General features: G+C 70.9%; 20 protein-coding genes. 4 read left to right on the top strand and 16 right to left on the bottom strand.

Annotation, left to right across the window (positions count from 1 at the left end; genetic code table 11):
• Positions 1–2: 2 nt before the first annotated feature.
• From PV963_RS32975 to PV963_RS32960, 4 genes are all read right to left on the bottom strand, one after another.
• Complete coding sequence (locus PV963_RS32975) at positions 3–2,450, bottom strand: [protein-PII] uridylyltransferase (RefSeq protein ID WP_274820022.1); 2,448 nt, start codon at positions 2,448–2,450, stop codon at positions 3–5.
• Between the two features lie 28 nt (positions 2,451–2,478).
• Positions 2,479–2,817 carry a P-II family nitrogen regulator gene (locus tag PV963_RS32970; protein WP_003993253.1) on the bottom strand — a complete coding sequence of 113 codons (339 nt, stop codon included), beginning with the start codon at positions 2,815–2,817 and terminating at the stop codon, positions 2,479–2,481.
• Entirely contained in the window at positions 2,814–4,160 is a 1,347-nt protein-coding gene (locus PV963_RS32965; RefSeq protein ID WP_274820020.1) for an ammonium transporter, read from the bottom strand. The genes PV963_RS32970 and PV963_RS32965 overlap by 4 nt, the downstream gene beginning before the upstream one ends.
• A 341-nt stretch (positions 4,161–4,501) precedes the next feature.
• Positions 4,502–6,001 (bottom strand): hypothetical protein, encoded by a 1,500-nt coding sequence (locus PV963_RS32960; protein ID WP_274820019.1) that lies wholly within the window; start codon positions 5,999–6,001, stop codon positions 4,502–4,504.
• Between the two features lie 445 nt (positions 6,002–6,446).
• On the opposite strand from PV963_RS32960, the gene PV963_RS32955 reads away from it, so the two are divergent.
• Positions 6,447–7,112, top strand: coding sequence for a bifunctional DNA primase/polymerase (locus tag PV963_RS32955; RefSeq protein WP_274820017.1), 666 nt, complete (start codon positions 6,447–6,449; stop codon positions 7,110–7,112).
• Positions 7,113–7,211: 99 nt separating this feature from the next.
• Here PV963_RS32955 and ftsY read toward each other — a convergent pair whose 3' ends face one another.
• The gene (ftsY, locus tag PV963_RS32950; protein ID WP_274820016.1) at positions 7,212–8,411 is read right to left on the bottom strand and encodes a signal recognition particle-docking protein FtsY; all 1,200 of its coding nucleotides are present in this window, start codon (positions 8,409–8,411) and stop codon (positions 7,212–7,214) included.
• Positions 8,412–8,561: 150 nt separating this feature from the next.
• Here ftsY and PV963_RS32945 point away from each other — a divergent pair, with 150 nt between their 5' ends.
• Positions 8,562–9,533 carry an LLM class flavin-dependent oxidoreductase gene (locus PV963_RS32945; protein WP_274820014.1) on the top strand — a complete coding sequence of 324 codons (972 nt, stop codon included), beginning with the start codon at positions 8,562–8,564 and terminating at the stop codon, positions 9,531–9,533.
• A 243-nt stretch (positions 9,534–9,776) separates the two neighbouring features.
• On the opposite strand, the gene PV963_RS32940 is transcribed toward PV963_RS32945, so the two are convergent.
• From PV963_RS32940 to PV963_RS32925, 4 genes are all read right to left on the bottom strand, one after another.
• Positions 9,777–11,195 (bottom strand): sugar porter family MFS transporter, encoded by a 1,419-nt coding sequence (locus tag PV963_RS32940; protein WP_274820013.1) that lies wholly within the window; start codon positions 11,193–11,195, stop codon positions 9,777–9,779.
• A 222-nt stretch (positions 11,196–11,417) separates the two neighbouring features.
• Entirely contained in the window at positions 11,418–14,996 is a 3,579-nt protein-coding gene (smc, locus tag PV963_RS32935; protein WP_274820011.1) for a chromosome segregation protein SMC, read from the bottom strand.
• A gap of 211 nt (positions 14,997–15,207) precedes the next feature.
• On the bottom strand, positions 15,208–15,411 hold the full coding sequence (locus PV963_RS32930; RefSeq protein ID WP_003993245.1) for a hypothetical protein: 204 nt from the start codon (positions 15,409–15,411) through the stop codon (positions 15,208–15,210).
• Between the two features lie 384 nt (positions 15,412–15,795).
• Positions 15,796–16,077 carry an acylphosphatase gene (locus PV963_RS32925; RefSeq protein WP_274820010.1) on the bottom strand — a complete coding sequence of 94 codons (282 nt, stop codon included), beginning with the start codon at positions 16,075–16,077 and terminating at the stop codon, positions 15,796–15,798.
• A gap of 161 nt (positions 16,078–16,238) precedes the next feature.
• Between PV963_RS32925 and PV963_RS32920 the strand changes: the two genes are divergently transcribed.
• Together PV963_RS32920 and PV963_RS32915 are read left to right on the top strand one after the other, a co-directional pair.
• Positions 16,239–17,360, top strand: coding sequence for a CAP domain-containing protein (locus tag PV963_RS32920; protein ID WP_274820009.1), 1,122 nt, complete (start codon positions 16,239–16,241; stop codon positions 17,358–17,360).
• A gap of 73 nt (positions 17,361–17,433) precedes the next feature.
• Entirely contained in the window at positions 17,434–17,832 is a 399-nt protein-coding gene (locus PV963_RS32915) for a winged helix-turn-helix transcriptional regulator (protein ID WP_274820007.1), read from the top strand.
• Here the strand turns inward: PV963_RS32915 and mutM are convergent.
• The 7 genes from mutM to rsmD all read right to left on the bottom strand — a co-directional run bounded on the left by mutM (position 17,822) and on the right by rsmD (position 22,894).
• Positions 17,822–18,682, bottom strand: coding sequence for a bifunctional DNA-formamidopyrimidine glycosylase/DNA-(apurinic or apyrimidinic site) lyase (gene mutM / locus PV963_RS32910; RefSeq protein WP_274820005.1), 861 nt, complete (start codon positions 18,680–18,682; stop codon positions 17,822–17,824). The two genes, PV963_RS32915 and mutM, sit on opposite strands and share 11 nt — an antisense overlap.
• Before the next feature lie 109 nt (positions 18,683–18,791).
• Positions 18,792–19,631 (bottom strand): ribonuclease III, encoded by an 840-nt coding sequence (rnc, locus tag PV963_RS32905; protein ID WP_425540966.1) that lies wholly within the window; start codon positions 19,629–19,631, stop codon positions 18,792–18,794.
• Between the two features lie 19 nt (positions 19,632–19,650).
• Positions 19,651–19,824 (bottom strand): 50S ribosomal protein L32, encoded by a 174-nt coding sequence (gene rpmF / locus PV963_RS32900; RefSeq protein ID WP_007493396.1) that lies wholly within the window; start codon positions 19,822–19,824, stop codon positions 19,651–19,653.
• Positions 19,825–19,826: 2 nt separating this feature from the next.
• Positions 19,827–20,471, bottom strand: coding sequence for a YceD family protein (locus PV963_RS32895; protein ID WP_274819995.1), 645 nt, complete (start codon positions 20,469–20,471; stop codon positions 19,827–19,829).
• A 129-nt stretch (positions 20,472–20,600) separates the two neighbouring features.
• Entirely contained in the window at positions 20,601–21,701 is a 1,101-nt protein-coding gene (locus PV963_RS32890) for an ATP synthase F0 subunit B (RefSeq protein ID WP_274819993.1), read from the bottom strand.
• Between the two features lie 99 nt (positions 21,702–21,800).
• Entirely contained in the window at positions 21,801–22,280 is a 480-nt protein-coding gene (gene coaD, locus PV963_RS32885; RefSeq protein ID WP_274822186.1) for a pantetheine-phosphate adenylyltransferase, read from the bottom strand.
• A gap of 26 nt (positions 22,281–22,306) precedes the next feature.
• Entirely contained in the window at positions 22,307–22,894 is a 588-nt protein-coding gene (rsmD, locus tag PV963_RS32880) for a 16S rRNA (guanine(966)-N(2))-methyltransferase RsmD (RefSeq protein WP_274819991.1), read from the bottom strand.
• Between the last annotated feature and the right edge of the window lie 27 nt (positions 22,895–22,921).

Below are 22,921 nucleotides of genomic sequence, written 5' to 3'. Positions count from 1 at the left end.
CCTCACCCACGCAGTGTCTCTTCCAGCTTCCGCGCCACCGACTCGGCCTCGTCGCCGGGCAGCGGCGCGCCCTCCGGACCGGTCACGTAGAAGGCGTCGACGGCGTTGGCACCGAGCGTCGAGACGTGCGCGCTGCGCACCAGTACGCTCGCGTCCTCCAGGGCTCGGCCGATGCGGAACAGCAGGCCCGGGGCGTCCTGGGAGCGGACTTCGATGACGGTGGCCAGCCGGGAGGCGGCCGGGTGGACCGACACCCTCGGCGGGGGCGCGACCACGCCCCGGCGGCGCGGATAGGCCGCGTCCCGTTCGGCGAGGCGGCCGGCGATGTCCAGGGAGCCGTCCAGCGCCCGCACGAGGTCGGCACGGAGGCGGGCGGCCTGCGGCAGGGAGCCGTACTCGGCGGCGACCCGCCAGTCCAGCAGCAGGACGGAGCCGTCGACGCCGTCCGGGAGGTTCAGGGACCGCAGCTCCGCCGTCCGGACGGTCAGCCGGTGCATGGCGAGGACACCGGCCACCGCGGGCAGCACACCCGGCTGGTCGGGGACGGCGATGAGCAGTTCCACACCCAGCGGCTCCGGGTCGCCGGACGGCTCCTGCCCGGCGGGCGGCTCGGTCTGTGCCCGCAGGGAGAGGACCGGGCTGCCCGTCGCGACCGCCTCGATGGCGAGCCGCTCCTGCTCGGCGGTCGGCGCGGCCTCCTCGGGGTCGGCCGGGGCGTCCCCGGCGAGCACCGCCGCGACCCGCCTGACGAGGTCGGCGACGAGCGAGCCGCGCCAGGACGACCAGGCGGCCGGTCCGGTGGCCAGGGCGTCGGCCTCGGTGAGCGCGTGCAGCAGTTCCAGGGTGCCCTCGGAGCCGACGGCCTCGGCGACCGAACGCACCGTGGCCGGGTCCTCCAGGTCACGCCGGGTGGCCGTCTCGACGAGCAGCAGGTGGTGCCGTACGAGGGTGGCGATGACCGTCACCTCGTGGCGGTCGAAGCCGATGCGGGCGGCCACGTCCTTGGCGATGATCTCGCCGGCCACGGAGTGGTCGCCGGGCCAGCCCTTGCCGATGTCGTGCAGCAGCGCCGCGACCAGCAGCAGGTCGGGGCGGCTGACCCGGCGGGTGAACTCGGAGGCCTGTACGGCGGTCTCGATGAGATGCCGGTCGACGGTCCAGATGTGCACGGCGTTGCGCTGCGGGCGGCAGCGCACCCGCTCCCAGTCGGGCAGCAGCCGCGTGATCAGCCCCTCGGCCTCCAGCGCCTCCCAGACCTCGATGGTCGGGCGGCCGGAGCCGAGCAGGGTGACGAGCTGTTCGCGTGCCTCGGCGGGCCAGGGGGTGGGCACCGGGCGCACGGTGGCCGCCATGCGCCGTACGGCGTGCAGGGAGAGCGGGAGTCCGGCCTGCGCGGCGGCGGCCGCGGCGCGCAGCGGCAGGACAGGGTCGCGCTCGGGGCGCGCGGCACGGGCGAGCACCACTTCGCCGTCCTGCTCCACCACGCCTTCGGCCAGCGGAGAACGCTCGGCGGTCGGTTTCCCGCCGCCCAGCATGGCGCGCAGCCGGGGCCGCACGGCGCGCGACCGCAGTACGCGCCCTACCTCGCGCCAGGTGACGTCACTGGCGTACGAGACGAGCCGGGCCGCCTCGTACACCTGCCGCAGCAGCGTGTCCGCGTCGAGCAGGCCGAGCTCGGCGGCCACCTGGTCCTGCTCCTGGAGGGCGAGCCGGTCGGTCGCCCGCCCGGTGGTCAGGTGCAGTGCGTCGCGTACGTCGAGGAGCCGGCGCCGGGCGTCGGCGAGGCCCTCGCGCGGGGCGTCGGCGAGCCAGGAGGCGGCGACGGCGCGCAGGGCGGTGGCGTCGCGCAGCCCGCCGCGGGCCTCCTTCAGGTCGGGTTCCAGGAGGTACTGCAACTCGCCCTGGCGCTCGGCGCGTTCGGCGCACAGTTCCTGTAGTTCGGGGAGGCGTTTGGGCGCCTGGTTGCGCCAGTCGGCCAGCACGGCCGTGCGCAGTCCCGCGGTGAGGCCGAGGTCACCGGCGATGTGCCGGGCGTCCAGCAGGCCGAGCTGCACCTTGAGGTCCTCGCCGGCCGTCTTGCGGGCCTCGGCGGGCGTCCGGACGGAGTGGTCGAGGGCCAGGCCCAGGTCCCACACCGGGTACCAGAGCCGGTCGGCGAGGGCGGCGACCGCCTTGGGGTCGCTGCCGTCGTGCAGCAGGAGCAGGTCGAGGTCGCTGCGCGGGGAGAGTTCGCCGCGTCCGTAGCCGCCGACGGCGACCAGGGAGGCCCCGCGCAGCCCTTCCGCGCCCGCGGCGAACAGGCCGGTCAGCCAGTCGTCCGTCAGTTCGGCCAGGGCCGCACGGCGCGGCGGCCCGGACCGCGCCTCCTCGGTGAGGAGACGCAGCCGGGCCGCCGCATAGCCGCTGGGTCCCGAGTCCTCTGCTTCTTTCTGCACGTCCACACCCGTCACCCAGCGACTCCTGTTCTGTTTGCCTGCCTCAGAGCGCGTCGGGGCCGCGCTCGCCGGTCCGGACCCGTACGGCCGTGTCGACCGGAATGGACCAGACCTTGCCGTCACCGATCTTGCCGGTGCGGGCCGCCTTGACCACGACATCGATCAGCTGCTCGGCGTCGTCGTCCTCGACCAGGACCTCGATGCGGATCTTGGGGACCAGGTCGACGGTGTACTCGGCACCGCGGTAGACCTCGGTGTGGCCCCGCTGACGACCGTAGCCGCTGGCCTCGGTGACCGTCAGGCCGTGTACGCCGAAGGCCTGGAGGGCCTCCTTGATCTCGTCGAGCCGGTGCGGCTTCACGACGGCGGTGATGAGCTTCATGCGTCCACCTTCTTGCTCTCGGTACCGGCCACGGCGCCCGCGACGGCGGCGGTCTTGGCGGCACCGCCACCGGCGCCGCTGAAGTCGTATGCGGTCTCGGCGTGCTCGGCCTGGTCGATGCCGGCGACCTCGTCGTCCTCGGTGACCCGCATACCGATGGTCTTGTCGAGGATGAAGGCGAGGAGCGCGGAGACGATCAGCGAGTAGGCGAGCACCGCGAAGACACCGGCGCACTGCTTCCAGAGCTGGTCGAACGAGTGGTTGCCGTAGAAGACACCCGTCGCCTCGGACTGGCCCTTGCCGCTGGCGAAGAAGCCGATCAGCAGGGAGCCGACGACACCGCCGACCAGGTGGACACCGACGACGTCGAGCGAGTCGTCGTAGCCGAACTTGTACTTCAGGCCGACGGCCATGGCGCACAGCACACCGGCGATGGCACCGACCGCGATCGCGCCGAGCGGGGTGACCGCACCACCGGCGGGGGTGATGGCGACCAGACCGGCGACGGCACCGGAGGCGGCACCGAGCGTGGTGAACGCGCCGTGGCGGATCTTCTCGTAGACGAGCCAGGCGAGCATGGCGGCGGCGGTGGCGATCTGCGTGTTGACGAACATCAGCGCGCCGACGCCGTCGTCGTTGCCGAGCCACGAGCCGGCGTTGAAGCCGAACCAGCCGAACCACAGGAGCCCTGCGCCCAGCATGACCAGCGGCAGGCTGTGCGGGCGCATCGGGTCCCTCTTGAACCCGACGCGCTTGCCGATGACCAGGATCACGCCGAGCGCGGCGGCACCGGCGTTGATGTGGACCGCCGTACCACCGGCGAAGTCGATCACACCCAGTTCGAAGGCCCAGCCGCCGGCGCCCCAGACCCAGTGCGCGACCGGGAAGTAGACGACCGTGGCCCACAGGGCGATGAACAGCGCCCACGCGCTGAACTTCACGCGGTCGGCGAGAGCACCGCTGATCAGGGCGGGCGTGATGATCGCGAACATCAGCTGGAAGACCAGGAACACGAACACCGGGATGGTGTAGCCGGGCCACAGCTCGGTCAGGCCGATGTTGCCGAGGCCGACCCAGTCGGAGTTCCAGCCGATGAGGCTGCCGGAGTCGGTGCCGAACGCCATGGAGAAGCCGTACAGCACCCACAGGATGGTGACGATCCCGAGGCTGATGAAGCTCATCATCAGCATGTTCAGGGTGCTCTTGACGCGGACCATGCCTCCGTAGAAGAAGGCCAGGCCCGGGGTCATGAGCATCACCAGGGCGGAACAGATGAGCATGAACCCTGTGTTGGCGGCAGACAGCTTGGGTGCTTCTGCGGCAAGGGTGATGGCTGGTGCCATCGGCGTCTCCTCGTCATTGGTACGGCCCCGTGCGGGCGGAAGCCTTGAGCGGAATGAGGGGTGGGCCGGTTATGCGCCACGAGATTGGCGCAGCGCGGTTTCGGTGGAAGCCCCTCGTTGTTTCGCCGCCGTGACGAAGGCGCTCTGTGTGTTACGCCTCGATGAACTGCCGGATTGTGGGCGCGTCGATCGTTATCGTGACGCAATCTTCCGCGCGGAAGTGGGTCCGGCCGCGGTCGGCCTTCCGATGACCTGGCATGGGGGAGCCGAGTCGGGCAGTTCGGGAGGGCCGGCCGCGGCCGGGGTTCAGGGGGTGCGGGCAGGTCTCAGCGGGTGGTGGCTCAGACCGCCTCGGCCGTCTCGGGCAGCTCGGCGGCCAGCCGTTCGGTGAGGTCGACGACCTCGCCGAGGTCACCGAAGTCGCGCGCGGCCGTGTCGACCGTCTTTCGGATACGAGTGTTGACCCGCTCGGAGCGGACCTTCTTGGCGACCTGCATGGCCTGGGAGGCGAAGACCGTGCACTGCTCGGGCTCGCGCTGGAGGAGGTTCACCGTGGCCATCCCGATCAGGTTCAGCGCGTAGGACCGCTGGTGCTCGCCGTCCTCGGCGAAGAGCTCCACGGCCCGCTTCATCAGGGGCTCGGCCAACGAGGCGTACGTCGGGCTGCGGCCGGCGACATAGGCCAGGTCGCGGTACGAGTGGGAGTTCTCGCCGTACAGCTCGGCCTCGGAGAAGAAGCGGATCCAGTCGGGGTCGGGCTCGTCCCACTCGTCGGCCTCGGCGAAGGTGTCCTCGGCCATCCGGACCGCCCGCTTGCACTTGCCGGGCTGGCCCATGTTGGCGTAGGCGCGGGCCTCCATCGCATACAGCATCGACTGGGTCCGCGGGCTCGCGCAGTCCCGGCTGCCGTACTGCGCGAGGTGGATCAGTTCCAGCGCGTCGTCGGGCCGGCCCAGGTGGATCATCTGCCGGCTCATACTGGACAGCACGTACGAACCGAGGGGCCGGTCACCGGCCTCCTTCGCGGCGTGCAGCGCGAGGACGAAGTACTTCTGGGCGGTCGGCTGGAGCCCGATGTCGTACGACATCCAGCCGGCCAGCTGAGCGAGCTCGGCGGCGACCTTGAACAGGCGCCGGGTGGTGGCCTCGGGCTGAGGCTCCTGGAGCAGGTCCGTCACCTCGTGCAGCTGTCCGACGACCGCCTTGCGGCGCAGGCCGCCGCCGCACTGGGCGTCCCACTGCCGGAACATCACGGTCGTGGACTCCAGCAGGTCCAGCTCCGGCTTGGAGAGCCGGCCGCGGGCCCGCCCGGAGGGGCCGGCCGCGGGCTCGGGCTCCGACCGCGGGGCCGGGGGCGGGGGCACGAGCCAGCGCTGCATGGGCTCGATGAGGGCCGGGCCCGCAGACAGGACCAGCGAGCTCCCGAGGAAGCCGCGCCGCGCCAGCATCAGGTCGCTGCGCGAGAACTCGCTGAGCAGGGCCACGGTCTGCGGACCCGTCCAGGGCAGGTCGACGCCGGTCGCGGAGGGGGACTGGCGCGCGGTGCGCAGCCCCAGGTCCTCGACGGAGACGACGACGCCGAAGCGCTCCGAGAACAGCTCGGACAGGATCTTGGGGATCGGCTCGCGGGGGTTCTCGCCGTCGAGCCAGCGGCGCACGCGTGAGGTGTCCGTGGAGATGTGGTTGGCGCCCAGCTGGCGCGCCCGGCGGTTGACCTGGCGGGCGAGCTCGCCCTTGGACCAGCCGCTGCGCACGAACCAGGAGGTGAGCAGCTCGTTCGGGCGCTTGTCAGCGTGCGTCGCGTTTGCAGCGTTCGTCCCGCTTCCGCCGTTGCCGCTCACTGGAACGCCCCCATCCCTGAGACCACTTGTCGCCGAGTGCGCCAAGCCCTATCAGCATGCCGGTTCGTACCGTCGTCCGTCCGATCCTTGTCACCCTTCGAACGGAATGCCGACTTGCCTCCGGCATACCCACGAGTGCATGTGCCCCCAGGACTCGTGCACACAAAGTAATCCTACGATCACCCGTCCAGCCACGGCTCACACGGAAACGCCACCATTCGCCACCCCAACGAATGAACTCATGTACGCGTCACCGCGATTCACTTGACACAGGACAACCAGGAGCGGGTGCAGCGACGCACTCAGGGGCGCGTGTCGCCGAACACACCACCCTGGGCACTTCCGGGCGCCGAGTGAGCCGGTCACCGCCGGGAAGGCGGGAACAGAGAGTCACATCTCGCGTCCGCTGCGTAACTACCGGTACGTCGGACCCGTTGGAGGGGGCATGGGCTTCACGATCGGCATCAGCCGGGGCATGCGCGACATCCGGTCCGGCTCACGCCGCCGCGGCCGCACGTCGGACGGCACCGCCGTGGCCGAGTACACCGGCCTGTGGGGCTGGGACGTGGTGCCCGGCGCCCGGGCCGCGGCGGGCGCCTGCTCCTGCGGCCGCCGTGACTGCCCGGCGCCGGGGGCGCATCCGCTGGACTTCGCGCCGGTGGTCCCCGCCGGGGCGACGCTGGACGAGGTGACCGAGACCTGGGGCGAGTTCCCCGGCGCCTCGGTGATGCTGCCGGTGGGCAGGGCGTTCGACGTCATCGAGGTGGCCGAGCCCGCCGGCTGCCGCGCGCTGGCCCGGCTGGAGCGCATGGGCCTGCCCGTCGGCCCGGTCGCCGCGACCCCGGACGGCCGCGCCCACTTCTTCGTCGCCCCGGGCGCCGCCGCCGACCTGCCCGGCCTGCTCTACCGCATGGGCTGGGACGACCCGGCCGCCCTCGACCTGCGCGGCCTCGGCCCCGGCGCGCACATCACGGCACCGCCCTCCGACCGCGGCGGTCTCGGCCCCGTGCGCTGGCTGCGCTCCCCCGCCCTGGACTCGGCGTCCCGGCCACCGGAGGCCCGCCTGGTGCTGGGCACGCTGGCGTACGTGGCACATCGGTCACGGGCCTAGGCGTCCTCACGGCGAAGCGCCCGACCCCGACTGCACTTCGGGGGCGGGCGCCTGCCGTATACAGATGTCAGGAGCCCTCGCTCCGGTCCTGTCCGCAGCTCACTCTCCGATAAGGGCGTCAACGAACGCCTCCGGCTCGAACGGCGCCAGGTCGTCCGCGCCCTCGCCGAGTCCGACCAGCTTGACCGGGACGCCCAGCTCGCGCTGGACCGCGACGACGATGCCGCCCTTGGCCGTACCGTCCAGCTTGGTGAGGACGATGCCGGTGATGTCGACGACCTCGGCGAAGACCCGGGCCTGGACCAGGCCGTTCTGGCCGGTGGTGGCGTCGAGCACGAGCAGCACCTCGTCCACCGGGGCGTGCTTCTCCACGACCCGCTTGACCTTGCCGAGCTCGTCCATGAGGCCGGTCTTGGTGTGCAGGCGGCCGGCCGTGTCGATGAGCACGACGTTCGCGCCCATCTCCTTGCCCTCCTTGACCGCGTCGAAGGCGACGGAGGCCGGGTCGCCGCCCTCCGGTCCTCGCACGGTGTGGGCTCCGACGCGCTCGCCCCAGGTCTGGAGCTGGTCGGCGGCGGCGGCCCGGAAGGTGTCGGCGGCGCCGAGGACCACACTCTGGCCGTCGGCCACCAGGACACGGGCGAGCTTGCCGGTGGTGGTGGTCTTGCCGGTGCCGTTGACGCCGACGACCAGCACGATGCCCGGCTTGCGGTCCTCCGGCTCGGTCCTGACCGTGCGGTCCATGTCCCGGCCGACCAGCGTGATGAGTTCCTCGCGCAGCAGGGTGCGCAGTTCCTCGGGGGTGCGGGTGCCGAGCACCTTCACCCGCTCGCGCAGGCGCTCGACCAGTTCCTGGGTGGGCTGCACGCCGACATCGGCGGTGAGAAGGGTGTCCTCGATCTCCTCCCAGGTGTCCTCGTCGAGGTGCTCGCGCGACAGCAGGGTCAGCAAGCCCTGGCCGAGAGCGCTCTGCGAGCGGGAGAGCCGGGCCCGCAGCCGGACCAGGCGGCCCGCGGTGGGCTCCGGGATCTCGATCTCGGGAGCCTCGGTGGGCGGCTCCTCGACGACGACCGGAGCCGAGCCGTCCGGGAGATCCACCTCCTCTATCGTGCGCCGCGGTTCCTCCCGCGGCGTCTCGGCCTCGTCGCCGACGTGCGGCTCGGCCGGTGGGGCGGTGATGTCGGGCGCTGCGGGCGGGGGCGGGGGCAGCTGCTTCTTGCGCCGGCTGCCGACGATGAGCCCGCCGAGCGCGCCGAGCACGACCACGGCGATGACTACAGCAAGGATGACGATGTCCATAACCCGTCCAGTATCAGCCATGGGGCCCCGGGTCACCCTGCTTGTGCCGCCCTCCCGGGACAAGGGCCGCCGGATCTCCACACCCCTGGATGTCTGACGCCCCGTCAGCTAACGTCCTCCGGACACCCGCCCGGTGAAGGGAGACGCCCCATGCCCGTCTCGGTCGTACGCTTCAACCTCGTCGCTCCCGGGGCCGACCCCGCCGAGCTCGGCGCCCGTTACCGGGCGACCCTGGAGATGGCTTCGTACGCCGACGACCGGGGCGTGACCACCGTGCAGACGGAGGAGCACCACGGGGCCGACAACAACTGGCTGCCGTCGCCGTTCGCCTTCGCGGGGGCCGTCTTCGGCGCGACCCGGCGTGTCGCGGTCACCGTCTCGGCGGTCATCGGCCCGTTGCACGACCCGCTGCGGCTCGCCGAGGAGATCGCCGTGCTGGACCTGCTGAGCGGCGGCCGGCTGGTGACGGTCGCCGGGATCGGGTACCGGCCCGAGGAGTACGACCTGTTCGGCGTGGACTTCGCCCGGCGCGGGCGGCTCCAGGACGAGCTGCTGGAGACGCTGCTCGCGGCCTGGACGGGTGAGCCCTTCTCCTTCCGCGGCCGCACGGTACGCATCACCCCGCGCCCGTACACCGACCCGCACCCGCTGCTCCTGGTCGGCGGCTCCTCCAAGGCCGCCGCCCGCCGGGCCGCCCGGCTCGGCCTGCCCTTCTTCCCCAGCGCGCATCTTCCGGAGCTGGAGGCGTACTACAAGGAGCGGCTCGTCGAGTACGGCACCGAGGGCTGGGTGATGATGCCCGCCGCCGAGACTCCGCTGCTGCATGTGGCCGACGATCCGGACCGGGCCTGGGCGGAGTACGGGGAGCACTTCCTGCACGAGGCGCGGACGTACGCCTCCTGGCAGTCGGGCGGCGTGCGCTCGGCGGTGAAGTCGGCGGCGACGACGGTCGAGGACCTGCGCGCGGAGGGCGTGTACCGGATCCTCACGCCGGAGCAGTGTGTGGGGCTGGGGCTGGGCTCCTACGTCCTGCATCCGCTGGCGGGCGGGATGCCGGTGGAGGAGGGGTGGCGGAGTCTGCAGCTGTTCTGCGAGCAGGTGCTGCCGGGCCTGGGGAGCTGACGCTCACGGATCTGCGGTGGCCCGCCGTCGCCGCCGCTCGGTGATCCACTGCCTCGAGATCGAGGCGGCTGCGGAACCTGGAGGTGGCCGCCCTGCACACCCGGGTGATCCGGTGCGGCGGCGTCTGGCGACACAAGAGACCGCCGCCCCGGCTCGGGCAGTGGCCGAACCGGGGCGACGGCGGGTTACGGGGAGAGGGGCAGCGGGGACTTTGGCCCTCCTCCCCGAGTGTGCGGGACGGGCTCAGCCCATCTCCTCCAGGGCCTTGCCCTTCGTCTCCTTCACGAACTTCAGGACGAACGGGATGGAGAGCGCGGCGAACGCCGTGTAGATCACGTAGGTCACGGAGAGGTTCCAGTCGGCCAGCGACGGGAAGCTCGCGGTGATGGCCCAGTTGGCGATCCACTGCGCGGCGGCGGCCACACCCAGGGCGGCGGCGCGGATCCGGTTGGGGAACATCTCGCCGAGCATGACCCAGACCACCACGCCCCAGGACAGGGCGAAGAAGAGGACGAAGACGTGCGCGGCGACCAGGGCGATCCAGCCCTGCGTGGCGGGCAGCTTGCCGTCGACCAGATGGTGCGAGAACGCCCAGGCCTCCAGCGCCAGGCCGACGACCATGCCGACCGAGCCGATGATCGCGAGGGGCCGGCGGCCGATGCGGTCGACGAAGATCATCGCGATGACGGTACCGACGATGTTGATGATCGACGTGGTGAAGGAGTAGAAGAACGAGTCCGTCGGGTCGACGCCGACCGACTGCCACAGCGTCGAGGAGTAGTAGAACGCGACGTTGATGCCGACGAACTGCTGGAAGACCGACAGGCCGATGCCGATCCAGACGATCGGCTTGAAGAAGAAGCTGCCGCCGAGCAGGTCCTTGAAGCTGGACTTGTGCTCGCTCTTCATGGCGCCCTCGATCTCGGCGACACGGGCGTCCAGGTCGACGTCCTTGCCCTCGACCTCGGTGAGGATCTCCCGGGCGCGCTCGTGCTTGCCGACGGAGATGAGGAAGCGCGGGGACTCGGGGATGACGAAGGAGAGCAGCCCGTAGAGGACGGCCGGGATGACCATGACGCCGAGCATGACCTGCCAGGCCTCCAGGCCCATCAGCTTGCCGCGCTGGTCGCCGTCGGCGGCGTTCAGCACACCCCAGTTGACCAGCTGCGACACGGCGATGCCGATGACGATCGCGGCCTGCTGGAAGGAGCCGAGCCGGCCGCGGTAGGCGGGCGGGGCGACCTCGGCGATGTAGGCCGGGCCGATCACCGAGGCCATACCGATGGCGAAGCCGCCGACGACGCGCCAGAAGGCGAGGTCGTACAGCGCGAAGGGAAGTGCCGAGCCGACGGCGCTGATCGTGAAGAGGATCGCGGCGATCTGCATGCACCGGATGCGGCCGATGCGGTCGGCTATGCGGCCGGCGGTCGCGGCACCGATGGCGCAGCCGATGAGGGCGATGGCGATGACCTGGGCGAGGGCTGCGGAGCCGATGTCGTAGCGGTCCCGGATGGCCTCGACGGCGCCGTTGATCACGGAACTGTCGTAGCCGAAGAGGAAACCACCCATCGCGGCCGCCGCCGCGATGAAGATGACATGCCCGAGATGCTCGGGATGAGCCGCCCTGGCTCCTGACTTGGGTGCCTGCGCTGTGCTGGTCACGTGTACTCCTCGGGCCACCGGCAACGCTGCCGGAGCGAATCAGCCTTCGAGGTGCCACCTGAAGGTACCTGAAGGTAAAAGGAACGTTGCCGAGACTATGCCTTCAAGTTTCGAAGTCAATAGATCAGTAGCTGTGAATCTGAGGCAGGAGTGTGCCCGTAATGTGTTCAAGTATTGAAGGCACCGAGAGTCGCAGGTGAGACCGGTGTAGACCGCACCCATCTAGCGGAGGCGCTGGCTGATGACCTTCGACACACCGTCGCCCTGCATGGAGACGCCGTAGAGCGCGTCGGCGACCTCCATGGTGCGCTTCTGGTGGGTGATCACGATCAGCTGGGAGGCTTCCTGGAGCTCCTGCATGATCCGGATGAGCCGCTGGAGGTTGGTGTCGTCGAGGGCGGCCTCGACCTCGTCCATGACGTAGAACGGGCTGGGCCGCGCCTTGAAGATCGACACGAGCAGCGCCACGGCGGTCAGCGACCTCTCCCCGCCGGAGAGCAGCGACAGCCGCTTGACCTTCTTGCCCGGCGGCCGGGCCTCGACGTCCACGCCGGTGGTGAGCATGTTGTCGGGGTCGGTCAGGATCAGCCGCCCCTCACCACCCGGGAACAGCCGGCTGAAGACGCCCTCGAACTCCCGGGCCGTGTCCCGGTAGGCCTCGGTGAAGACCTGCTCGACGCGCTCGTCGACCTCCTTCACCACCTGCAGGAGATCGGCCCGCGTCTTCTTCAGGTCCTCGAGCTGCTCGCTGAGGAACTGGTGGCGCTCCTCCAGCGCCGCGAACTCCTCCAGGGCGAGCGGGTTCACCTTGCCGAGCTGCTGGTAGGCGCGCTCGGCGGCCTTCAGGCGCTTCTCCTGCTCGGCCCGGACGAACGGCCTGGGCCGGTTGCGCGGATGCTCCGGATCCTCCGGGAGCTCCTCGCCCTCGGCGGGGGGCGAGGGCGGCACGAGCTGATGCGGTCCGTACTCCGCCACCAGCCCCGCCGGTTCGACACCCAGCTCCTCCAGCGCCTTGGTCTCCAGCTGCTCGATCCGCAGCCGCTTCTCGGCGCCGAGTACCTCGCCGCGGTGGACCGAATCCGTCAACTTGTCGAGTTCGGCCTTGAGATCGCGTCCCTCGGTGCGGGCGCGGGCGAGTTCCTGTTCGCGACGGGCCTTGGCCGCCTCGGCGGCGGTGCGCTCCTCGTCGGCGCGGGCGAGGGAGACCTCGACGTGCGCGAGCAGCTGCCGGGCGCCCGAGCCGACGGCCTCGGCGACGGCCGCCTCGTGCCGCAGCCGGGCCCGCCGCTGCTCGGCACGCGCGCGTGCCTCGCGTTCCGCGCGGGCGGCCCGGTCCAGGGAGTCGGCCCGTCCGGCCAGGCCCTTGACCCGTTCCTCGTGCGTACGGACCTGCAGGCGGGCCTCCATCTCGGTCTGGCGCGCATTGGCGCCGTCGGCGGCGAGCCGGTCCCGTACGGAGGTGTCGGGCTCCTCCTCGATCGGCATCTCCTCGGCGACGGCGAGCCGCTCGGCGAGTTCCTCGACCTCCGCGAGTGCCTTGTCGAGGGCCTCCTGTGCCCGGGCCGCGGCGGCGGTGGACCGCTCGGCCTCCCCCGCGGCTCCCCGTGCCTGCCCGGCGAGCCGGCCGAGCTGCTGGGCGACGGCCGACTTCTCCCGGTCGGCGGCCCGGCGCCGCTCCCCCAGCTCCTCGACCAGCGCGGCACACTCCTTGCGCCGCGCCACGGCCGAGGCCTGGGCCTCGGTGAGTCCCTCGCAGCGGACGGCCAGCTCTTCCAGCTCGGCGGCGGCCTCGTCGACGGAGGCCTGTACCTCGAGGAGGCTGGGCGCGCCCGCGGAGCCGCCGTGGGCGAAGTGGGCGCCGAGGAGGTCGCCTTCGGCGGTGACGGCGGTGAGGTCGGGGTGGCTGTAGACGAGGTCTTCGGCCTCTTCGAGCGTGCTGACGACGACGATGCCGTGAAGGAGGCGGCGGACGGCCGGCATGAGGTCGGAAGGGCCGCGGATCAGGTCTGCGGCAAAGGTGTGTCGTGCGTCTGCGGGGTCGTTGTGGCCGGTCGCGCAGTTCCCCGCGCCCCTGGGGCGAGGATCTCCCGCCAGGAGCAGAGTTGCCCGGCCTCCATCCTGCTTGCGCAGCAGGCGGATGGCGTCGGCGGCTGCCGAAGGGCTGGTGACGGCCAGCGCGTCAGCAGCGACGCCGAACGCCGCTGCCAGGGCGACTTCGTAGCCCGGAGTCACCGTCAGGAGTTCCGCCGCCGGGCCGAGGAGGCCGGAGAGACGGTCCTTCGCCGCGAGCAGTATCCCGGTGCCGTCCTTGCGGCGGAGGCCGAGCGCCAGGGCCTCGTGACGGGCCTGGGTCGCGGCGCGCTTGCGTTCCGCCGCCGTGACCGCCTCGCGGGCTGCCGTGAGGGCGGCCTCGGCCTCGGCGAGCTGCTGCTTCGCCGCCTCGTGCTGCTCGGCGAGTTCGGCGTCGCCGGCGTCGAGGCCGTCGACCTCCGCCTTGAGGGCCTCGTACTCCTCCTGGGCGGCGACGGCACGTTCCTGCGCCTCGTCGCGGGCGGCGGCCAGGCGTTCGATCTCGGCCTGGGCGGAGGCGGCGCGGGAGCGGGCCGCGTTCACCTGGCCGCTGAGCCGGGCCAGACCCTCGCGCCGGTCGGCGATGGCGCGGGCGGCGTCCTTCAGGCGCCGTTCCTCCTGGGTCAGGGCGCGCTCCAGCTCGGCGCGGTGGGCGACCGTGTCCTCCAGGGCGCGTTCGGCCGCCTCAAGGGCCGCTTCCAGCTCGGCCTCCTGCTCGCGGATGCGGGCGGCCTCGCGCTCCATGTCCTCCGGGTCACGGCCGCGCCGTTCCTCGGGGGGCGCGGAGGTGGTGCTCTTCACTCGGGCGTCGGCCAGCGAGATCGTGCCGCGCACCCGCTCGGCGAGCTGGGAGAGCTCGTACCAGGTCTGCTGGGCGCGCTGGAGGCGCGGTGTGAGCTGCCGTACCTCGTCCTCCAGAAGCGCCTCGCGCTGAAGCGCCTTGCGCAGTTCCTGCTCGGCGGCCTCCTTGCGCTGCTTCAGCGCGGCCTCGTCGGCGACCTCGGCCTTGAGGGCTTCCCGGAGCCGTACGAGGTCGTCGGCCAGCAGCCGCAGCCGGGCGTCGCGCAGGTCGGCCTGGATGACGGCGGCCCGGCGCGCGACGGCGGCCTGGCGGCCGAGGGGCTTGAGCTGCCGTCTGAGTTCGTCGGTGAGGTCCTGCACGCGCGCGAGGTTGGCCTGCATCGCGTCCAGCTTGCGCAGCGCCTTCTCCTTGCGCTTGCGGTGCTTGAGGACGCCGGCGGCCTCCTCGATGAAGGCGCGGCGGCCCATGGGGTCGGCGTGCAGGACGGAGTCGAGCTGGCCCTGTCCGACGATGACGTGCATCTCGCGGCCGATGCCGGAGTCGGAGAGCAGTTCCTGGATGTCGAGGAGGCGGCAGGCGTCGCCGTTGATCTGGTACTCGCTGCCGCCGTTGCGGAACATGATCCGCGTGATGGTGACCTCGGCGTACTCGATGGGCAGGGCCCCGTCGGAGTTGTCGATGGTCAGGGACACCTCGGCCCGGCCCAGCGGCGGACGGCCGGTGGTGCCGGCGAAGATGACGTCCTCCATCTTGCCGCCGCGCAGCGACTTGGCGCCCTGCTCGCCCATGACCCAGCTGAGCGCGTCGACGACGTTGGACTTGCCCGAGCCGTTCGGTCCGACGACGCACGTGATCCCCGGCTCGAACCGGAGTGTGGTCGCCGAGGCGAACGACTTGAACCCGCGGAGGGTCAGGGCCTTGAGGTGCACGCCGCTGGACTCTACCGCTCGGGTTCGTCTCACTCCATGAACCCACGGTTTCGCCGCTGAACGCGCAGGGCACACCAGACGTTAAAGACGGTGAAAGGATGCGCGGGGCAAGAAAGAAGGGACGCCAGCGGCGTCCCTTGCACTTCTGACAACTCAGCGGTTGTGACGGGCGGCCCAACCACTGCGGTGCTGTTGTGGAGCGGTGCAGTGATCAGGTGAGCGCAGGCTCCGCCTGGTGTGCGTCAACGCTCTCCATGATCCTGTCGTGAGAAGCGGCAGCCGTCAGCGCTTCGTTCTCCGCCTGGATCCGTACGAGCTCGGATTCCAGGTCCTGGACGCGCTGCTGGAGCCGTCGCATCTCGGCGAGGAGTCGAGGGTCGGAGCCGCCGACGTAACCGAGAAGCGCCTTTGCCATGATGGATGGTCCTCCACAATGAGTGACCGACCGATGCGGTGTGGGTCGTGAGGGATTTCCGCACCCGCAGTCTTGGCAGGGCCTGGAGTTGTGCTGCCGTTCAGCCATGCCAAACAGCTAAGGTGCGCGGGGTGCTTTCAGCGTCTCACCAAAAAGTTTGACGGTCAACACGATCACGCCCCGTATTGGCGGGCGACCCGGGCGCACACGGCCTGGAACGGCGGTGCTGCGGCTTCTGCGGGGCCCTCGGGGCGTGACGATCATCCTTGCGTGTGCGGCCCGCCAAGGCAAGTGATTCTTGGCAATCACCAGCAAGTTTCCGTCCGAGACGGCCGTCGGAGACCGGTCCGCGGGCGGCCCCGGGGGCCGCCCGGCGGGATGTGATCAGCGGATGGCGAAGCCCTCGTAGCCGCCGCGTGGTGTGTCCCAGATCTCGGTGACGCCGTCCACGCGCCCGGGCGTGTCGTCACTGCGGAGCCACTCCAGCAGACCTTCACAGCCGTCTCGCGCGCCCTCCGCGACCACTTGGACGCGCCCGTCGCCCAAATTGAGAGCAAAACCACTCAGGCCGCCGATCTCCAGGGCCTTGGCCCGCGTGAACCAGCGGAAACCCACACCTTGGACGCGTCCACGCACCCAGGCGACCAGTCGCACATCCTCACTCATGACTGCAACCTAACCGCCTGATCTCTCTCCGGGCACTTCCTCCACTTGCGCCATGCGGTACCGTCCCCACCCAACGAATCTCATATGAAACTCACACGATCGAGTGAGTTTGGTGTTGATCTCGAGGACGAGTCGACCGCCAGGACGAGGAAGGCCAGGACATGGGACGCCACCGACGCTCCGCCGCCGGCCGCGCCGCCACGGGGATCACGCAGGCCGACGGCTCCGTGACAGACCACGACCCGCTGCACTCCCCCGCGGGGGACGGCCCGACGATGGGCACCGCGCCCTACCTGAACCCCGAGGCGTACGCCGACACCTACGCCAAGAGCGAGGCCTACCTGTTCGATACGGAGGCGTCCGCGGCGGGTGACCGCTTCGAGGACACGGCCGTCTTCGCGAGCGACGGCTTCACGCCCGACGGCGGCGCCCGGCGTGCGGGCTCGCACCGCCGCCGGAAGAAGGCCGCGCGGCCGATGCGCACCGGGCTGCTCGGCGTGTCCGCGGCGGTCGCCCTCGGCACGGTCGCGGTCGCCACGGGCGCGGTGCCCGGCCTCGAGAACTACAAGCTCGGTGGCGGCAACGGCGGCACCGACAAGGTGCAGGCCGGGGACACGCCGACGAACAGCCCGACCGAGCAGGGCGGCACCACCGGCAGCGCCGACGGCCGGGAGGGGGCACCCACGAGCCGGGGCGCCGAGCGCTCCCTCTCACCCTCGCCGTCCGCCTCGAAGTCGTCGGCCGCGCCGACCAAGACGCCCGAGAAGCCGGAGAAGACGCAGGAGAAGACCCCGGAGAAGAAGAAGCCGACGGTCACCATCCCCAGCGAGAAGCCGGACAGCACCCCCTCCCGCACGGCCACGAAGGCGCCGCAGAAGCCCAGCGCGCCCGCCGCCCTCTCCGAGGAGTCCGCCGCCGCGGCCCAGGTGCTCAAGCTGGTGAACGAGGAGCGGGCGAAGGTGGGATGCAGCGCGGTCGCCGCGAACAGCGCGCTGACCGGGCTGGCGCAGGACTACAGCGAGGACATGGCCGCGCGGGGCTTCTTCGACCACACCAACCCGGACGGCCAGACGCCGTGGGACCGGGCCGAGAAGGCCGGGATATCCAACCTCGGCGGGGAGAACATAGCCCGCGGCCAGGCGGACGCCGCGGCCGTGATGGATGCCTGGATGAACAGCCCCGGCCACCGCGCCAACATCCTGAACTGCGACTTCAAGACGCTGGGCGTCGGAGTCGAGTTCGGGTCGGGCGGCCCGTGGTGGACCCAGAACTTCGGCTACTGAGCCGCTCCGCGTGGCGCTAACCATCAGTTAGCGCAACCTGTTGGTTAGCGCTGCGCTGGCGTAGGCTGGGCATATGACCACCACCCAGGAGCTCACGGCGGGGCTGGACGACCTCCCGTACAACGTGTTCGCCAAGGCCTGCCCCTCGCGCGGCACGCTGGAGCACGTCACGGGCCGCTGGGGCGCACTGACGCTGGGCGCCCTGTACGAGGGCTCGCTCCGCTTCAACGAGCTGCGTCGCCGCGTCGACGGCGTCAGCGAGAAGATGCTCTCCCAGACGCTGCACGCGCTGGAGCGCGACGGCCTGGTGCACCGCGAGGCCCAGCCGACCAACCCGCCCCGCGTGGACTACGAACTGACGCCGCTGGGACGCGGCGTGGCCGAGCGACTGCTCGCCCTGATCCACTTCGTGGAGGGCAGCATGGACGAGGTGCTGGCCGCGCGCGAGCGGTACGACTCCGCTAGGGCGTGATCCGCGGCGGCCGCTGGCACTTGGGGCAGTAGTAGCTCGACCGGTTCATCCAGGGCCGTCGGCGTATCGGGGTGCCGCAGCGCCGGCAGGGCAGGCCCTCGCGGCCGTACGAGTCGAGGGACCGGTCGAAATAGCCGGACTCGCCGTTGACGTTGACGTACAGGCTGTCGAAGCTGGTGCCGCCCACCGCGAGGGCCGCGTTCATCACGTCCCGCACATGACCCAGGAGCAGCAGGGTGCGCGGGCGGGTGAAGGTCGCGGTCGGGCGCTCGTAGTGGATGCGGGCGCGCCACAGGGCCTCGTCCGCGTAGATGTTGCCGACGCCGCTGATCAGCGACTGGTCGAGCAGGGCCCGCTTGATCGTGGACCGCTTGCGGCGCAGCGCCCGGTGGAAGGCCTCGTCGTCGAAGAGCGGGTCGAGCGGGTCGCGGGCGATGTGCGCGATGACGTCGGGCAGGCCGTCGGGGGTGTTGTCGTGCAGCGACAGCCCGCCGAAGGTGCGCTGGTCGACGAAGCGGAGTTCGGTGTCCAGGGCGTCGCTGAAGCGGACGCGGATCCGCAGGTGTTTCTCGTCCGGGGCCGTGTGCGGCTGGACCAGCAGCTGGCCGCTCATGCCGAGGTGCGCCAGGATCGACTGGTCCGTGTCCTCCACGGGCAGCCACAGGTACTTGCCGCGGCGGCTCGGGGTGCCGATGCGGTGGCCCTTGAGGCGGTGCGCGAAGTCGTCAGCGCCCGCGAGGTGGCGGCGCACCGCGCGCGGGTGCAGCACCTCGGCCTCGGCGACGGTCCGGTGGGCGACCCACCGCTGAAGTCCGCGCCGTACGACCTCGACCTCGGGCAACTCGGGCATGGGGTACCCCCGTCACAAACCTGTGGATGACCGAGCGCCCGCCCCCGGGCAGGGGCGGGCGCTCGGGTGCGCTGTGCTGTGCCGGCCGCCGGTGAGGGCGGCCGGCTCGTCAGCCGTCGACGCTGCTGCCGTCGACGGCCGTATGGGCGGCCTGAGCCGCCGCCGTCTGCGTCGCCTCGGCGGCCTTCGCCGCCTTGGCGCGCTCGTCCGCCGCGGCCCGGATGGACCGCCACGCGGACTCGGCGGCCTGCTGCTCCGCTTCCTTCTTGCTGCGGCCGGTGCCGGTGCCGTACGAGACGCCTCCGACGCGGGCGGCAGCAGTGAAGGTCTTCTCGTGGTCGGGGCCGGTCTCCGTGACCAGGTACTCGGGCACGCCGAGCCCCTCGGTCGCGGTGAGCTCCTGGAGGCTGGTCTTCCAGTCCAGGCCGGCTCCGAGGTTCGAGGATTTCTCGATCAGGGGGTCGAACAGGCGGTGCACCAGCTCCGCCGCCGAGTCCAGGCCCTGGTCGAGATAGACGGCGCCGATCACCGCTTCGAGGGTGTCGGCGAGGATGGACGCCTTGTCCCGGCCGCCCGTGCCCTCTTCACCGCGGCCGAGCCGGATGAAGGAGCCCAGGTCGAGCCCGCGCCCCACTTCCGCGAGCGCACGCGAGTTCACCACCGCGGCCCGCAGTTTGGCCAGCTGGCCTTCGGGCAGGTCGGGGTGGGTGCGGTACAGCGTGTCCGTGACGACCAGGCCGAGCACGGAGTCCCCGAGGAACTCCAGGCGCTCGTTGGTCGGCAGACCGCCGTTCTCGTATGCGTACGACCGGTGGGTCAGTGCTCGCACCAGAAGGGCGGACTCGACCTTGTAGCCGAGCCGCCCTTCCAGAAGCGTGTGGGACGAGGCCTGGTTGTCCGCCGTTGCGCTCCCGCTCACACGGGGAGACTTGTTCTTAGGCGTGGACACAGTGCCTCTCACCAGCCGCTCAGACCTCGAGGACCTGGCGCTTGTTGTAAGTGCCGCACGAGGGGCACGCGATGTGCTGCAGCTTGGGCTCGTGGCAGCGCTCGCACGCAACCAGGGTGGGGACCGCAGCCTTCCACTGCGACCGGCGGTGGCGCGTGTTGCTGCGCGACATCTTCCGCTTCGGAACAGCCACGGCTACTTCTCCTGCTTCTCGTCGACGCCAGGTTCGGCGCCGCTCATCTCGTCCTTCTCGCCGTCCTTCATGGTGCCGGCGAGTCCCTGCAATGCCGCCCAACGGATGTCGACGGCGTCGTGGTGGTGGTCCGGGTCGTCCGCCAGCCGTGCGCCGCACTCGGCACACAGACCAGGGCAGTCTTCCTGGCACACCGGCTGCATCGGCAGTGCGAGCACCACCGCATCACGCAGCACGGGCTCGAGGTCGAACAGGCCGTCCTCGAGGAAGAGCCTGTCCTCGTCGTCCTCGGCGTCGTCGCCCGGCTCCGCGATCACGCGGCCCCGGTCGTCGGCGTCAGGGTACGAGAACATCTCCTGGAAATCCGCTTCGACGTCGAGCTGAAGCGGCTCCAGACACCTTACGCACTCCCCCTCGGCAGCGGCACGGGCGGTGCCTGTGACGAGCACCCCTTCCATGACCGACTCCAGGCGGAGTTCGAGCTCCACCGGGGCGCCTTCCGGCACTCCGATGACTTCCTTGATACCGAAGTCCTTGGGAGCGTCGACCGTGCGGGTCAGGCGCTGTAGCGCACCGGGCCGCCGGCCCAGCTCGTGTGTGTCGAACACGAGGGGGTTGCGGTGGTCGAGGCGGGCGTTCAGGGCCATTCCTGCTTTCGATCTGCTGAGCTGGGGGAGACGCCACCCTTCGGTGTTCCCGGGCAGCGTTGATCGCGGACGTACGCGCGACCGAAGAGCCAGGATACTGGACCTTTGCCTGTCGGCCCAATCCGGTGCTCAGCCGTTGCCCCGGCCCTGCTCGTAGGCCCGCAGCTGCTCGGCGCTGATCATGCCGGTATCGAAGAGGCTGGTCTCGTCCAGGGCGTATCCCTGCTGGCTCTGATGAATCTGTTCGCTCTGGTGCCCGTGCTGGGGCTGCTGGGCCTGGTTCGGGTCGTACGCGGCCTGCTGGGGGTCGTAGCCCTGGTAGGCGTAGGGATCGGCCTGCTGGTAGCCGTACGGGTCCTGCTGGGCGGCGTACGCCTGCTGCGGGTAGCCGCCGTAGGGGTCGGGCTGCTGCTGGATGGGGGCACCTCCCGCCGGAGCGTAGCCGGAGGTGGGGGAGTAGGCAGGCTGCGGCCGGCCGTAGTCCTGCTGCTGGGCGGGCTGCTCGGCCGGGGGCTTCTGCTCCGCCAGGTCGGCGAGGTAGTCGGCGTCGCTGGAGTGCTGGATGGTGCTGGTGTCGTCGGCGAGGGCGCCGAGGTCGTCGGTGGCGATCCGGCCGTGCAGCTTCTGCCGGCCGCGGCCGACGGCCTCCAGGGTCTTGGCGAGGACCGCCTCGAAGGCGCCGAGCTTGACGTCGACGTACTCGTCGGCGCTACGGCGCTGGATCTGCGGGTCGTGGCTGCGCTCGGGGGCGTCCTCGTCCTCGTAACCCTGCTCGTCGGTGCCGGGACCGGTGCCGAGGAGCTTCTCGCGGCCGCGGCCGACCGAGCCCAGGGTCTTGGTGAGGACGACCTCGAAGTTGGCGAGCTTGGAGTCGACGTAGTCGTCGGCCTCGGCGCGGATCTCCTCGGCCTCCCGGCGGGCCTCGGTGAGGATCCGGTCGGCCTCGGCCTGGGAGCGGCGGGCGACCTCCGTGTCGGAGATCAGTGAGCCGCGCTCGGCGTGCGCGCTCTGGATGATCCGCTCGGCCTCCTGGCGGGCCTGTTCGACCATCTGCTCGCGGTCGCCGATCAGCTCCTGCGCCTGGGCGAGGGAGCCGGGCAGCGCCGCGCGCAGCTCTTCCAGCATGGAGAGCAGTTCGGCGCGGTTGACCACGCACGAGGCCGACATGGGCATGGACCGGGCGCCGGAGACCGCTGCCACGATCTCGTCGAGCTTCTTCTGCACGTCCACCGTGTGCTCGCCACTCTCTACAGATGCGTTGGAGACGGACGGGACGACTGTACGGCCATGAAGTAGCGGCCGGACACCGGGTGACGGGCCGTCAGCAGCTCAGTTCTTCGTCAGGCGCCGGGTGAGGGCCTCCAGGACCAGCGGCGGGACCAGGTGGGAGACATCGCCGCCCCAGGTCGCAACCTCCTTGACCAGGGAGGACGACATGAAGCTGTAGGTGGGGTTGGTGGGCACGAAGAGGGTCTCCACGCCCGAGAGGCCGTTGTTCATCTGAGCCATCTGCAGCTCGTAGTCGAAGTCGCTGACCGCGCGCAGGCCCTTGACGATGGCGGGGATGTCCCGCAACTTGCAGAAGTCGACGAGGAGACCGTGGAAGGCCTCGACCCGGACATTGCCGTACTCGGCGGTGACCTGGCGGATCAGGTCGATCCGCTCGTCGATCTCGAAGAGACTCTTCTTGGATTTGTTGATCATCACCGCGACGTAGACCTCGTCATACAGGCGGGAGGCGCGGGAAATGATGTCCAGGTGTCCGTTGTGGATGGGGTCGAACGACCCGGGACATACGGCGCGGCGCACTTGTGATCCCTCGCTCTCCGGTCCGGTCATCGTGCGTCTTCGCACGTAGAGGCGGCGCGACCGTACCAAAACGTTCCCTCGCCGTACCGGCGGGCCCGGAGGGCTTCGAAACCCTCGGGCCACCGGAATTCACCGCCTCTGGTGCTGCGCTCCACGGTGACGAGGGCTTCTTCGGCGAGCCAGCCTTCCGAGAGGAGTGTGAGCAGGATCTCGCGAAGATCGTCGTCCGTGACGGCGTAGGGCGGGTCGAGGAAGACGAGGTCGTACGGGTCGCCGGGGGGTGTCGTGCGGATGATCTGTTCCGCTTTGCCGGATCTGACCTCGGCGCCGGGGAGTCCGAGGGACTTCACGTTGTCGCGGACCGTGCGGGCCGCTCGCGCGTCGGCCTCGACGAGGAGGGCGTGGCCCGCGCCTCGGGAGAGGGCCTCCAGGCCTACGGCTCCTGATCCCGCGTAGAGGTCGAGTACGCGTTCGCCTTCCAGGGGGCCGCCGAGGAGGGACTGCCAGGTGGAGAAGAGGCCCTCCCGGGCGCGGTCCGATGTGGGGCGGGTTCCTGTACCTGGCGGGACGGCCAGGCGGCGTCCGCCGGCCGTGCCGGCGATCACGCGGGTCATCTGTGGTCCTTGGTTGTGGGCGGCTTC

This window comes from Streptomyces coeruleorubidus (assembly GCF_028885415.1).
In the GTDB taxonomy this organism is placed as follows: Bacteria; Actinomycetota; Actinomycetes; order Streptomycetales; family Streptomycetaceae; genus Streptomyces; species Streptomyces coeruleorubidus_A.
This window is presented reverse-complemented; position numbering and strand designations above follow the sequence as displayed.

Bases quoted from the DNA above. Each gene is read 5' to 3' on its own strand.
- PV963_RS32970 (WP_003993253.1), bottom strand. From the start codon at position 2,817: ATGAAGCTCATCACCGCCGTCGTGAAGCCGCACCGGCTCGACGAGATC.
- PV963_RS32965 (WP_274820020.1), bottom strand. From the start codon at position 4,160: ATGGCACCAGCCATCACCCTTGCCGCAGAAGCACCCAAGCTGTCTGCC.
- PV963_RS32955 (WP_274820017.1), top strand. From the start codon at position 6,447: ATGGGCTTCACGATCGGCATCAGCCGGGGCATGCGCGACATCCGGTCC.
- ftsY (WP_274820016.1), bottom strand. From the start codon at position 8,411: ATGGACATCGTCATCCTTGCTGTAGTCATCGCCGTGGTCGTGCTCGGC.
- PV963_RS32945 (WP_274820014.1), top strand. From the start codon at position 8,562: ATGCCCGTCTCGGTCGTACGCTTCAACCTCGTCGCTCCCGGGGCCGAC.
- PV963_RS32930 (WP_003993245.1), bottom strand. From the start codon at position 15,411: ATGGCAAAGGCGCTTCTCGGTTACGTCGGCGGCTCCGACCCTCGACTC.
- PV963_RS32925 (WP_274820010.1), bottom strand. From the start codon at position 16,077: ATGAGTGAGGATGTGCGACTGGTCGCCTGGGTGCGTGGACGCGTCCAA.
- PV963_RS32920 (WP_274820009.1), top strand. From the start codon at position 16,239: ATGGGACGCCACCGACGCTCCGCCGCCGGCCGCGCCGCCACGGGGATC.
- PV963_RS32915 (WP_274820007.1), top strand. From the start codon at position 17,434: ATGACCACCACCCAGGAGCTCACGGCGGGGCTGGACGACCTCCCGTAC.
- mutM (WP_274820005.1), bottom strand. From the start codon at position 18,682: ATGCCCGAGTTGCCCGAGGTCGAGGTCGTACGGCGCGGACTTCAGCGG.
- PV963_RS32895 (WP_274819995.1), bottom strand. From the start codon at position 20,471: ATGGCCCTGAACGCCCGCCTCGACCACCGCAACCCCCTCGTGTTCGAC.
- rsmD (WP_274819991.1), bottom strand. From the start codon at position 22,894: ATGACCCGCGTGATCGCCGGCACGGCCGGCGGACGCCGCCTGGCCGTC.